Annotated in this window: 13 protein-coding genes; 8 read left to right on the top strand and 5 right to left on the bottom strand. The window is 73.4% G+C overall.

Features of this window, described 5'->3' with window-relative positions; all coding sequences use genetic code 11:
• Positions 1 to 36: 36 nt before the first annotated feature.
• A complete protein-coding gene (locus ABD067_RS17080; protein ID WP_343896564.1) occupies positions 37 to 384 on the bottom strand; it encodes a hypothetical protein in 348 nt (115 codons plus the stop codon).
• Between the two features lie 397 nt (positions 385 to 781).
• Between ABD067_RS17080 and ABD067_RS17075 the strand changes: the two genes are divergently transcribed.
• The 8 genes from ABD067_RS17075 (at position 782) to ABD067_RS17040 (ending at position 9197) form a co-directional block, all read left to right on the top strand.
• Positions 782 to 2503, top strand: coding sequence for a ParB/RepB/Spo0J family partition protein (locus ABD067_RS17075; RefSeq protein ID WP_343896563.1), 1722 nt, complete (start codon positions 782 to 784; stop codon positions 2501 to 2503).
• Positions 2504 to 2851: 348 nt separating this feature from the next.
• Positions 2852 to 3088, top strand: a complete 237-nt coding sequence (locus tag ABD067_RS17070; protein ID WP_343896562.1) for a hypothetical protein — start codon at positions 2852 to 2854, stop codon at positions 3086 to 3088.
• A 917-nt stretch (positions 3089 to 4005) separates the two neighbouring features.
• Entirely contained in the window at positions 4006 to 4650 is a 645-nt protein-coding gene (locus ABD067_RS17065) for a hypothetical protein (protein WP_343896561.1), read from the top strand.
• A 282-nt stretch (positions 4651 to 4932) separates the two neighbouring features.
• Positions 4933 to 5109, top strand: coding sequence for a hypothetical protein (locus ABD067_RS17060; RefSeq protein ID WP_343896560.1), 177 nt, complete (start codon positions 4933 to 4935; stop codon positions 5107 to 5109).
• Between the two features lie 1319 nt (positions 5110 to 6428).
• Positions 6429 to 7067, top strand: coding sequence for a ParA family protein (locus tag ABD067_RS17055; RefSeq protein WP_343896559.1), 639 nt, complete (start codon positions 6429 to 6431; stop codon positions 7065 to 7067).
• Positions 7054 to 7437, top strand: a complete 384-nt coding sequence (locus tag ABD067_RS17050; RefSeq protein WP_343896558.1) for a ribbon-helix-helix domain-containing protein — start codon at positions 7054 to 7056, stop codon at positions 7435 to 7437. The genes ABD067_RS17055 and ABD067_RS17050 overlap by 14 nt, the downstream gene beginning before the upstream one ends.
• A 182-nt stretch (positions 7438 to 7619) precedes the next feature.
• Positions 7620 to 8300: a hypothetical protein gene (locus ABD067_RS17045; protein WP_343896557.1), complete on the top strand. Its 681-nt coding sequence runs from the start codon at positions 7620 to 7622 to the stop codon at positions 8298 to 8300.
• 78 nt (positions 8301 to 8378) lie between these two features.
• Positions 8379 to 9197, top strand: a complete 819-nt coding sequence (locus ABD067_RS17040; protein WP_343896556.1) for a metallophosphoesterase family protein — start codon at positions 8379 to 8381, stop codon at positions 9195 to 9197.
• A 487-nt stretch (positions 9198 to 9684) separates the two neighbouring features.
• Here the strand turns inward: ABD067_RS17040 and ABD067_RS17035 are convergent, their stop codons facing one another.
• The 4 genes from ABD067_RS17035 to ABD067_RS17020 are packed head-to-tail and all read right to left on the bottom strand — an operon-like array spanning position 9685 to position 12303.
• Positions 9685 to 10011 (bottom strand): hypothetical protein, encoded by a 327-nt coding sequence (locus ABD067_RS17035; protein WP_343896555.1) that lies wholly within the window; start codon positions 10009 to 10011, stop codon positions 9685 to 9687.
• A gap of 43 nt (positions 10012 to 10054) precedes the next feature.
• Positions 10055 to 10885, bottom strand: coding sequence for a hypothetical protein (locus ABD067_RS17030; protein WP_343896554.1), 831 nt, complete (start codon positions 10883 to 10885; stop codon positions 10055 to 10057).
• A gap of 4 nt (positions 10886 to 10889) precedes the next feature.
• A complete protein-coding gene (locus ABD067_RS17025) occupies positions 10890 to 11822 on the bottom strand; it encodes a hypothetical protein (RefSeq protein WP_343896553.1) in 933 nt (310 codons plus the stop codon).
• 22 nt (positions 11823 to 11844) lie between these two features.
• Positions 11845 to 12303 carry a hypothetical protein gene (locus ABD067_RS17020; RefSeq protein WP_343896552.1) on the bottom strand — a complete coding sequence of 153 codons (459 nt, stop codon included), beginning with the start codon at positions 12301 to 12303 and terminating at the stop codon, positions 11845 to 11847.
• Positions 12304 to 12472: the final 169 nt, after the last annotated feature.

Raw genomic sequence — 12472 nt, 5'->3', positions numbered from 1 at the left:
CGCCGACGGGGTCCGGGTGGGGCGGGCGTCGCAGCTTCAGCGGTCCGTCTCCCGCGTGATCGTCTCCAGCACGATCCGCTTCACGGCACCGGCCTCGAACTCGATCTCCTGCCGTTCGATGCGAAGTCTATCCGCCCGGCCCTTGAAGCGGTCCATCAGCCAACTCGTGATGATGTTGGCCACCACGTTCAAAGCGACGCCACCGGCCACCGCGCCGCCGATCTGGAAGGCGAGCTCGATCGTCTTGGGGATGCCCTCCGCCTTCATCATGGGCAAATGCCAAGTGGCCGTGACGCCCTCGCCGATGCTCAGCGGCTCCTCGGGCTGGCTGTTGGTCATCTCGATGTCGAGATCTACGTCTGGATTGAGGACACCGACTTCCATGCGGTCCTGGCCTTCGCTGCTGCACGTCGTCTCGCACGAGTCCGTGGCGTCGTCATAGCGCCGTGCGCCCCCGCGTCGCAGGCGTTGCAACAACAAAGCTGTGCTTCGTCTCGCAAGGCTCGGCGACGCGTCACCCCGCATGGCCTCGGACCGGCGGTTCGCTCGCGGTTTGCCGGAGACGCCGACGGCAGGGTGACGCTCTGGATGTTGGAAAGAGAACACGAAGAACGAAACGGCGAAGGGCGTACCGCGGCGCCGGCCGCCCGCCGCAAGGGACCGGCCTGGCGGCCTCGCGGCTGCGCCGCGCCCTTGCCCCGGGCGCCGGGACCGCGGGGCGGAAGGGGGCGTCCGCCGGGCATGGAACGGCGGGCGGCAACCCCCGAGGCAGGAGCCCCCGATGGAACTGCGGCAAGTCGACCCGCGCGCCCTCAAGCCCAACCCCGACAACCCCCGCCGCACCAAGGCGCGGCCGGAGGAGGACGCCCAGCTCGCGGCCAGCGTCCGCGCGGTCGGCGTCACCCAGCCGCCCGTGGTGCGCGAGGAGGGCGGCGGCAGGCTGGTGATCCTCGCCGGCCACCGCCGGACCGCGGCGGCGATCGCGGCCGGGCTGGACGCCATCCACGTCCTGGTGCGCGGCGCCGACGACGGCTCGGACGCCGCGCGGGCCTTCGCCGAGAACATCGTGCGCGCCAACCTCGGGATCGTGGACCAGTGGCGGGGCGTTGAGGCCCTGGCCGGCGAGGGGTGGTCGGAGGAGGCCATCGCCACCGCCTTCGACTTCCACGTCCGCACCATCCGCAAGCTCCGCCTGCTGGCGCGCGTGCACAAGCCCGTCCTCGACCGCGTCGCCGCCGGCGACATGCCGCGCGAGGAGGAGCTGCGCGCGATCGCTGCGGCGACGCTCGAGGAGCAGGCCGCGGCGTGGAAGCGGCTGCGGGCCAAGCGCGGCGAACGGGTCGCCTGGTACGAGCTGGCCCGCGCGCTCGCCAAGCGCCGCCTGCTGGCCCGGGACGCCCGCTTCGGCGACGACCTGGCCGAGGCGCACGGCGTGGTGTGGGAGGACGATCTCTTCGCTCCGGCGGGCGAGGACGGGCGCACCACCACGTGCGTGGAGGCGTTCTTCGCCGCCCAGCAAGCGTGGCTGGAGGGCAACCTGCCCGGGAACGGCGCCGTGCTGGAGGTGGACGAGTACGGCCGCGGCATCCTGCCCCGCGGCGCGCAGGAGAGCTGGCGCGCGACGCCCGGCCCCGGCGACCTGGTCGGCCACTTCCTCGACCCGCGCACGGGCGAGGTCCGGACCAGGATTTATCATCCGCCCGAGCCCAAGCCCGCGCGGGCAGCGCGCAGCGAGGGCGCGGACGGCGGGGAGGACGCGTCCGCGGCTGCGCCGTCCCGCCCGGCGGTGACCAAGAAGGGCGTGGGGCTGATCGGCGACCTCCGCACCGATGCCTTGCACCGGGCGCTGCGGGAGGCGGAGATCGCCGACGACACCCTGCTCGGGTTGCTGGTGCTGGCCTTCTCGGGCGGCAACGTGCAGGTCCACAGCGGCGCCAGGGGCGACGACACGCGCTGGGGCCGGCGCGGCCGCGTCGCGTCGGGCATCTCCGAGGGCGGCGTCCTCACGACCCATCCGGCCGCGCTGCGCCGGGCCGCGCGCGAGATGCTGGTGGAGGTCCTGTCCTGCCGCGTCGGCATGTCCTGCAGCGGCGACGCGGCGCTGCTCGCGGGCCGGGCCGTGCACGCCGAGGCCTACCTGCCGAACATGGCGACCGAGGCCTTCCTCTCCTGCCTGAGCAAACCCGCGGTGGAAGCGGCGGCCCGGGCGGAGGGCGTGCGCGTCCACCCCAGGGGCAAGGACACGCGCGCGGCCCTCGTCGAGCGGTTCAGGGACGGCACCTACACCTACCCCGGTGCCCGCTTCGCACCGACCGCGGAGGCGCCGGCCAGCGGCGGTCCCCTGCCCTGCCCGGACGCGGCCGGCGACGCCGAACCGACGGGTCGCGAACCCGAGCCGGACGACGCCGGCGGGCTGGAGGGAACTGGCGAGCCCGATGGCGCCGACGACCGGGTGCCGCCGCCCGCCTCCGATGGCGTGACGCCTCTCCGACCCACCGCTTGACGGCCGCGCCGCCCGGCACCGGGCCGGGCGAGGATCCTCGCCCGCATCGGCCGTCCGGCACGCGCCCATGGCGTGCCCGGCCGAGGGCTGTCCGAAAGGGCACGCCGTGCCCGCCATCGCCTGATCCACCCTTGTGCCCGTGACCCGGCGCGGGATGCGCTTTCCACGCGGCCAGCGGTTGGCGGCGGGCGCGCCGGGGCTCGACCCCTCCGCCCACCGTGCGCGACGGCCCTGGCCCAAGAACCTGCTGACCTCAGAAGGTGGAAAGGTTCTGCACTCGGGGCCGAGGACACGACGACCGCGGCGCGCTTGGCCGAGCGCGGAGGCGGCCTGTCTCTTTGGGCGGGGATGACCATCGATGAGATCTGCAAGGAGCGGATCAAGCCCAGCGCCACGTTCCTGAACACCACCGCGGCGGGTTGCGTGGTCGCCGGGATCATCACCCCGATGGCGACCCTGCTCCTCGGATTGGCGAGCGCCCGAGTGACGGTGCTGGGCGGCACGGTCCTCGTTTGCGCTTTGGGCCCGATCAGCGCGGGCCTACACTGGCTCGCCAGGCGGGTCCTCAGGAGGATCAGGCAGTGACCGACCCCGAAATCCTCGCCTTCGTCGTGTCGCCGCTGTTCGCGCTCGGCATCGGGGCTTGGGCCTACTGGATCTCCGGCTGGGAGACCTGACCGCGGGACATCGCGGTGCCTCCGCCGCCGGTCAGGGTCGTGCCCGAAGCCGGCTGAAGCGGACGGCCGCTCGCCGGGGCGCGCCGCCCCGTGCATCCGTCAACAGAAGAAACCGCAAGGCCGGACTCTACTTGTGCCGACCACCTGAATACTGCGGAGCGCTGTCGTTGGCATGAGGCGGCTCTGCTAGGCGCCGCGATGCTCCCGGCCCGGCCTCCATGACCGGCCGAGCGCCGCCACCACACCCGGCGGCACGGCGACGCGGCAAAGGCGAGCGCCTCCTCGACCCTCCCCTCCGGGGAGGGCACGCGGCGGATGGACGACCTCGCAGCCATGCGACCAGTGTGACGGCCCGCCCGGCCCGGCCTCAAGGCCGCCTCCACCGTCATGCCCCGATCACATGCGGCCCAGGGGCCGGCCCTCCGGGCTGCGTGGCCGGAGGCCACGCACATGCGATCCGCCCCGAGCCCGGTGATCCGCGGCCTTGACCCCGGGCCGGGCGGGCCGTCGTGCGGAACGCAGGGCGGGACGAGAAAAACGTCGCCCCTCCCCCGCTCTCGTCGGCGCGGCGGGCCTCGCCGGCCCGCACCCGCAGGGCGCTCAAGAAAAACGTTTATTTTGGGCAAAGTGTAAAGAGGCTTTGTTTTGTCCCGGTGCAAATAAACCAGCGGCTTACTGGCATTTTCTTAATTCAATGCTTGCGGTATTCGTGGGGCCGTGCATAATACAAACGCGGTCAACGAAGGCCGCGAACAAGAACGCCCCCGCCCGGTGCTACCAACACCAAACGGGGGCTGACCCGAAACACGATGAGGTCTAGTCATCATGTCCCAAGCCTCCGCGAAGATCGCCCGGCCCGCCACGGCCCGCAAGGCCCAGGCCACGGCGCCCGCCGCCAACCGCGCCGGCGGCCACCAAGGCGCGCGCCAAATCATCACCTACGGGACCGCCGAAGCCCTCTGCCCCGACGTGGGGCAGGCGGCCACCATCGCCAGGATGTTCGGCCTCGACGACGTGGACGAGGCCGGCATCCGCGAGTCCGCCGAAGAGGGGCTGGGCAGGCTGGGCGCGGCGCTCCGCCCGCACCTGAACGACCGCGCCCTCGCCATCGCCCTCCAGCGCATGGTCGGCGCCTACGTCGGCTCCGCCTTCGGGGCCGGCCAGTTCTACAGCAACAAGGTGTCGGAGGCGCAGGCCGCGACCAACCGCCTCCTGAACGACGGCGCGGACGAGGACCGCGAGGAGGGCAGCGGCTTCGAGACGGCCGCCCAGCGCAAGCGCGAATTCGCCGCCGAGGTCGGCTTGCAGGCCCGCGCCCTGCTGGTCGCCGCCGAGGGCGCGGTGTCGGCCTACGCGCACCTGACCGGCGAGGAGTGGAAGCCCTTCACGCCGCCCACGGCGAACCAGGGCGGCGCGGCGCCGGCCGTGTCGCGCGAGGCCGCGAAGGCGCAGATGGGGGCGTTCGGCTAGGTCCGGCACACCGGGCGGGGGCCTCCGGGTCCCCTCCCCTCCCCCGGTCGGACGCCGAGGCCGCGCCTCCCCTCCCGCGCCTGCCGAGGGCGCGGGCGGAAACGGTGGCACGCCGCGGCGCGCGCGGGGCGCGGCCCCCCCCCGCGCCTGGCGGCGCTCCCGGCCCGCTCCGCGGTCCGTCGCCGGGCTCCGCCCGGTGGGGCGCTCGAGCCAGGGCCACCCCGGCCCTTCCCTGTTCTTCGGTCGCGGCCTTCTTTCACGCGAGACCTTCGGGAGCGATCCATGCGCCGTCCCTACGCCAAGCGCCCCTGCTTCAAGGTCACGAGCGCCGGCGAACTGCTGTGCTGGGTCTTCGCGGCGGACGCGGCCGAGGCCGAACGCAAGGCGCGGGACTTCCTGCGGCGCGAAGGGCGGCCCGTCCCGGCGCTCATGACCGTCGAGCCCGGCGAACCCGCTTAGCTCCCCGCCGGCCTTGGCGACACGGCCGCGAGGCGACGATGCTGGCGCGACGGTTGCGATAGGAGGCGCCCTGTCGGGCGCTGGCGTGTTCGGGGGGCGGCGGGAAGCGACTTTCGGGGGTTCGTGGGTGGACGCAGCCGGGGCGGCGCTCGGCCTTCCCTATCCACGTGGCCCGCAGCGGCGCCATTTGCTGCGTCGCTATTTGCCGCGTCGCAGGAACGCTCTGCCACGCCCGGGCCTGCTCCGCCCTCCGGCCACAAGCACCTGCGTGAGGCACCCGACCAGTGCCGGCCGCCAAAGGCCGGGGGCCACGCCACCTTCGATGCCACTCGCAACCTCAGAAGGTGTGTACGTTTTCACCTGTGATCCTTGCTTGGTGGGGCGGCCGCCGGCCGCGACCCCTATCGGGGCAGGTCTGAGAAGAACCAAAACTCGGCCCTGCCCTCCCCTGCTGCCCTGTGCGGTTCGGCTCAGTGTGTGTTGGGGAGCGCGGGCGTTCACCGTCGGGAACCAACGACGCCGCACCGGTTGCGAAGCCGACTTCCACCCTATGAGGAGGGGCTGACCACCTTCCTACTCCAAACCTCTTAAGGTGCAGAGGTGAGGACCTCTGGTTCTCCATGGGTCATTGTGACGCCGCTGCCGGCCCGTATGCCCCCTCGCTGGGCGGACGCTTAGGGACAGTCAACTCCAACCTGCCCTAACCCTCACGGGTGGCCCGACAGTCCGGTGAGCGGCTCGGCCAGTTGGTCGGCGGTGCGCGACGGCACTGGGACCGCCCAGGCGCGGGCGCTCACTTCGACACGAAGGTTCGCAGTGGCGTTACTCTAAACCTATGAAGGTATAAAGGTGGTAACGTTCAATCTGAGATCCATGTGCCTCGTCGCATTGCGCCTTGGGATCGGGTGCCGTACCCAATGCTCGCACTTTGCACCTGAGAAGGCGCTGAGGTTATTGTGTTCTTGCATTCGCAGGTGGGCGCAATGCCGCACGGTTTTTGCGTCTCCCCCGCTCGCGCGGGGGCCGCGTGCTACTCGCTTCGCTCCCCGAGCCGCCGTCGGCGTCTCGGCCCTTCGGGTGGCGCCCGCTGACGCGGACCTCCGGCGTCGCGCCGGTCGCAGTGAAGCTTCGCACCTTCTGAGGTCAGGTACTCCTCGCCTAAAGGGGTTCAAACCGTCGTAGTGTTGTGCCTTGTGCCCTCCGCAGTTGGATACGTTCGGGCCTTCAGAGGCGCGAACCTTCGAGGGAACAAAAGGTAGTGGCCTTGCTAGCTCCGCACCTTCATAGTGCATGACCTCGAAACACCCAGAGGGCAAGAGGTGCACATCTTCTCACTCGTCAGCCAGAAGGGCGGCGCCGGCAAAAGCACCCTCGCACGCCAGCTCGCCGTGCTCGCGGGGGAGGCGGGCGCCAGCGTCCTCATCGACCGCGACCCCCAGGAAACCTCCACCAAGTGGTGGCAGCGGCGCCAGGGCCTCCAGCCGACGCCGGAGCGGCCCGACCTCCTCGACCTGGACGGCGCCAGCCTCACCGCGGCCGCGGCGTCCCTCCGCAAGCGGCCGGGGGCCGTGTTCGTGGACACGCGGCCGGCCGTCGCCGAACCGGAGGCGGAGGCGGCCCGGGTCGCGGACCTGGTCATCGTGCCGGTTCGCCCTTCGCCGGACGACCTGGAGGCCGTGGGCGAGACGCTGAAGATCCTCCGGCGGCTGGAGCGGCGCGCGGTCGTGGTCGTCAACGCCGCCAAGAACGAGATGCGCGCCCGCGACGCCAGGGCGGCGCTGTCGCGCTACCCGGTCCCGGTCTGCCCCACCCACATCGCGGACCGGGCGGTCTACCTCGACGCGTCGCTCGAGGGGCGCGGCGTCGGTGAGATGCGGGGCAGCGCCGCCCGCGACGCCCACGCCGAGCTCCGCACCGCATGGGCCTGGATCCAGGAGGTCGCCCGTGAGCGGCAGTAGGCGCGGGCGCTCCCTCGCGGAGGTCATGGCGCCGATCGAGGACGACCCCGCCGGGCCGGAGGCGCCGCCGAACCCGGCGGCGCCGGTCCCGGGGGAGGCACCCGACCCGCCAACGGCGGGGCGCGCGGAACCGGAAGCGCAGCCTCTGGAGGCCGCCGGCGGGCAGGCCGTGGTGCCGGTGAACATCCTGGTCGCGCCGGAGGACCGCCGGCGGCTGCGGCAGCTCAGCCTCGACGCCGACCTGAGCCTCCAGAAGCTCGGCCACGAGGCCTGGAACCTGCTCCTGCAGAAGCGCGGCCTGCCGCCGTTGAAGCCGGTCAGCGCCAATGTCCCGAGCGGACGCTCGGCCTCCCGGCGTCCGCGCGCTTGATCAACACCTTCTGGCGTTCTGACCTTTGGAGGTGCTGACCTTCGAGTTACAGGAAGGGCTCTGGATCGTCTCGATCGTCGCGCGCTATGGGAGCCGACCCGCGGATCGGCGCGCGGCTGGGGGAGTTGCCGTCCCGGAGCGCCGATGCAGGCTCGGGCCGGGGAGGGGAGGGGGATCCCGCCATGAGCCCGGACCTGCGGCTGCAGCGCGTCCTCGACCGCTTCGAACTGGTGAGCGGCATCGGCGAGCCGCGCGAGGGCACCGCGTGCGTCGTGTCCCTCGCGGCCCACTTGGCGGGCGAGGGCCACACGGACCGCCCGGCCTGCGCCTCCCCGCTGGTCCGCGCCTTCGCCATCCCGGTCAACGACCACATGCCCCGCGGGGCGCGCCAACGCTTGAAGCCTTTCGCGCCGCGCCTCATCGGCACCAACGACGGGCTCGACCGGGCCCGCGCCGAGGTGCTGCGCCGGGCGCTGGTGGAGGCGATCCTCCCCGCGGCCTCCGGCGAGCGCCGAGCGTCCCCGCCCGACGGCGGGCCGGCGTGGCGGCGCGCGGGTCTCGTCCGGCGCCTGCGGACCCGGCTGCTCCGGGGCGCCCTCCTGCGCCGCATCGACGGGCTCCTGGAGGAGGCCGAAAGCGGCCGCGGACGCGGCCAGGAGGTCGAGCTGGCGGGCGCCGCGGGGGACCTGCTCGCGCTCTGCGGGCGCGACGCCTGGGACGAGCGCGAGGCGGAGTGGTGCTGGGACCAAGCGATCGGGTTGCTGGACCGGCTGTGCGAGGTCGACGCGCAAGGGCGGCCGGGGGCGGCGGTGGGTGTGGGTGTTCGGGCAGGGGGCCCGGCGCTGCTGGAGACGGGCTCCTGACCGCCCTCCCGGCCACCCGGGAGCGCCGTGGCCGGCCGCTCCGGCGCATCGGCGACGGCTGTTGATCGCCCGCTTCCGGTGCGCCGCATCGCCCACATCTCCGACCTGCACTTCCACCTCACCGACCCGGCGGTGGTGGAGGCGCTGGCGGCCGATCTGAACGCCGACCCGCCCGACCTCGTCGCGGTCAGCGGCGACCTCACCATGCGCGCCCGCTCGCGCGAGTTCCGCGCCGCCCGCGCCTTCCTGGACGGCCTGCGCGCGCCGGTCCTCGCGGTGCCGGGCAACCACGACATCACCTCCTATTGGCTGCACGAGCGCCTCCTCGACCCGCTCGGGCGGTGGCGCCGCTTCATCGCCCAGGAGCCCGAGCCGGTCTGGAGCGACGGCGAGATCGCGGTGGTGGGCGTCAACACCGCGTCCCGCGCCGGCGCCTTCCTGGATTGGTCGCAGGGCAGGGTGGGGGAGGGCCGTCTCCGGCGCGCGGTGGAGCGGTTGCGGGCGCTGCCGGACGGCCTGTTCCGGATCGTGGTCGCCCACCACCCCTTCCTGCCGCCGGAGAGCGCGCCGGACACGCGCCTGGTGGGCCGGGCGGAGGCCGCGCTCGCCGCCTTCGCCGGGCAGGGCGTGCGCATGGTGCTCTCGGGCCACCTGCACCTCGGCTACATGCGCGCGCGCGGGGCGGCGGCGGGGGCGGAGGCCGCGGGCGGCGCTGCGGGGCCGGGCGGGGGCAGCGGGCTGCTGGTGGTGCAGGCCGCCACGGCCACCTCCACGCGGCTCCGCGGGGAGCCGAACGCGTACAACCTGATCTCGGTGGAAGGCGGCCGCGCCAGCGTCGAGGTCCGCGCCTGGGACGGGCAGGGCTGGACCACCGGCACGACCGCCGAGGCGCCATAGCCGGGCGTTCGTGGGGAAAAGGCCGCGCGGCGCCGCGGAGCCACATGCACCCGCGGCACGCGTGAGGGGGAGTATTCCGAACCGGCCGCCGGCGAGGGCGCGTGTCGGCCTCGACACCGTGTGGGTCGGCGCGGCCGGGAGCGCCGCCGTGCGCGGCGTAGGGCAGGGCAGGGCGAGGTACTGCTGGAGTCGCGACGGACGGGGCCTTGCTCGGCCGACGTCGCCGGCAACCGGGTCTGGCGGGTCGAGCCCGAGGCCGCCGCGCGCTAACCGCCCGCGAGCGCGCGCCGTGGCCCGCGTGGCCCCAGCTACCGGGCGCGGGAGGAACCGCCCGACCCGCCTGGCCCGCGCGGCGCGAGGCCCAGGTCAAACTCCGGAGGCGTCGGGTCCCGACCGTGAGACGGGCGTTTCGGACGTCGACGCACCCGACCGTGTTCTCTGTTCGATCGGGACAGGACGGCCGTTCCTCCGCGCCGGCAGCGCGCGGTCAGTCCGGAGAGCGGCGAAGCCGAAGCTGGCGCATCTCTTCCGCCCGGATCGCCTCTTCGTGCCGGCGCTCCAGATCCCGCATCCGCCGGTCCATCTCGTCTGCCCGGCGGATGCCTTCCGCGTGCCGCGCCTCGTCGGCCTGCCGGCGCTGCCAGCCCTCCCGGGCTTCCTGTTCCTGAAGGCGCAGCGCGCGCTGCTCCACCTCGAGGGCTTGGCGCCGGAGATCCTCCGCCCGGCGAAGGTCCGCCTCGTCCCGCGGACTCAACTGCGCCGACGCCGGCCCCGACGCGAGCACCAGCGCGAACGCGACAACCGCCTTCTTCATCTCCCTGCCCCCTCCTTCCCCGCCCAGTTGATCGCCTTGCGCGTCACTTCCTCGCCTGTTGCGGCGGGCCCGCGGGATCGAGCCAGAGGGGCACCGCCCCGCCGCGCCGCCCGCCTGCGTCCGCGGTGACGTTCTGCGCCCGGCGCACCGCCTCCGCGATGTCGGGGTTGGCCTGCCAGAGCCGGACCCACACCGCTGCCTGCGCCGGCGTCATGCTCACCCGCTGCTGCCCGATCTCGAGCTCCGTCTTCAGCGCGGCTGCGGCGGCGGACGCCTCCGCCCGGCCGGAGCCCCGCCCCACGGCGAACCCGCCCATGCCCATGGCGGCCAGCGCGAGCATCCCGCCCGCGAAGGCGGCGGCGAGACTGCGCCGGTCCTGGGCCCGCGCGCACCGTGCGATGTCCTCCGCACCGGCCCTGGCCCCGTCGCGCGTGGCCTGCACCATGTCGCGCTTGACGGCCGCCCGTTCCTCCTCCGTGAACGGGTGGCGCACCGCCTCCACCAGCCTGGCGAGCTCCGCCGCGGTGGTGGACACCGCGCCTTCGGTGCGGCGCACCACCTTCGGGAAGACGCCCAAGGTGACGGAGAGGGCGGCGAGCACCAGCCCGTAAGGGTCGCGCGAGAACGGGGGACGCTCCCCCGCCCTCTTCAACTCCTCCTGCGCCTCGAGCACCGCCTGCTCGATCTCGTCGGCGTTCGCCGGCGGCTTGCGTTTGATCCGCCCGGCCTCCACGCCCTCGGCGTATTGGCGGAGCCCCTCTACGGTCGCCTCGCGCGCGGGGCCTGCACGCGCGGCGCGGACCGGGGGCCGCTGCCGCGCCCCATAACCTTCGCCGTCCGGCGGCGGAGCCGCAGCCTCGCCCGGTTCGCCCATGGCCTCAGCTCCAGGGGAGCCAAGCGCGCTGGGCGATGGGCTCGAGCTCCTTCCGGTAGTCCCCGATGAAGCCGCGCACGATCGCTCGCTCCATGCCGGTCAGCGGCTCCGCCTCCAGGCCCTCACGCACGATGCCGTCGCGCGCCTCGAAGAAGTGGAAGCGCCGGGCCTCGATCTTCTGCGACAGCTTCAGCGGTTCCAGGCGGGGGATGACGATCTCCACCGCGCCCCGCTCGAGCGCCGCCTTGTAGGCCGGGTGCGCCCGGACCGCGTCGAACGCGCCGGCGCCGTCCACGCTGTTCATGTTGAGCACCAGCGCGGTGGCCTCGGGGGCGAAGCCCATCGCCGCGTGCGCCTCGAGGATGACCGGATCGTCCGGCCGCGCGAAGAAGTAGGCCGGGACCAAGGCCACGCCCGCCTCCTTCATCTCCTTCCAGACGGTGGGCGCCGCGCGTATCACGGCGGTGGCCGCCGTCTCGCCGCCGCCCGTGTCCCCCACCCCCGGCGCCCGGTGCTTCATCACCTGCGTGAAGAGCGCGCGGAGCCACTCCGCCGTCTCGCGCGGGTCGCTCGAGGGCGGCTGCATCGTCCGCACCCCGAACTCCGCGAGCAGCCGGAATCCCGGGTCCATCGGCGCCAGGATGAACCGCCCGGTCTTCCGCTCGAGCAGCTCGCCGGCGAAGATCCGCCCGAGGAAGGTCTTGCCGGTGTTGCCGCCCCCGAAGAGCATCCAGAACGGCGCCAGCCCCGTGAGGTCGGGGATCTCCTTCGTGCGCTCCCGGCGCTTCACCGCGCTCGTGGCCGGCGGCAGGCTCACCCGCGCCGGCGCCTCCTCGCGCTCCATCTCCTGCGTGAACAGCTCCGCCAGCGACAACGGCGGAGGCGTCTCGGTGGTCGGTCCCGCCGCCGGCGGGTTCCCCGCCTTCCTTTCAGTCATCGGCATCCCCCTTTCCTCGCTCCTACTCGGGCCCGGCCCACGTCAGGCCGTCACCCTCCTCCCCCTCGGAAGGCTTCGGTGGATCCTTCGGCGGCCGCTGCTGCTGCGGAGGCGATGGCGGCACCACGTCCGCGGCGGCGGCCGGTATCGTGTCCCGCGCCGCGCCCGCGCCCCGGCGCCGGCGGCGGCGCGTGGCCGTTCCCGCCGCCACGGCATCCTTGTCGCGGCCCACCTTCCACCACGCCTTCCGGGTGCGCTCACCCGTGGGTGGCTTCGGGTTCTCGCGGTCGCCGTCGCGGATGCCCCGGGCCGCGAGCTTGGAAGCGACGTGCTGCCAGTTAGGACGCCTGGGAGGATCGAGGTGGGGAACGAGCGTGTCGTAAGCCCCCCACAGCGCCTCGTAGACCTGGGAATGTGCCCCGGGACGCGGCTCCTCGGTCGGTCTTGGTATCGCCTCGAGGATCTCATCCAGCGTCGCCATCCTGCCTCTGCCCCGTGTCCGTCCCGCCTCTGTCCGGCGGTGCCCGCATTCTGTGATGCGCGAAGCCAGCTCCGGCAAACGGAAACGGGACGGCCTCAGAGCTGCATCCTACCGCAACTGTCCCGCCTCTGTCCTTCTTCCATCCGCTCTTTATCCTTTAACAGTCCCG

Source organism: Craurococcus roseus (assembly GCF_039523795.1).
Classification (GTDB): domain Bacteria; phylum Pseudomonadota; class Alphaproteobacteria; order Acetobacterales; family Acetobacteraceae; genus Craurococcus; species Craurococcus roseus.
The sequence above is the reverse complement of the archived record's forward strand: the minus strand, read 5'-3'. Positions and strand labels throughout refer to the sequence as shown.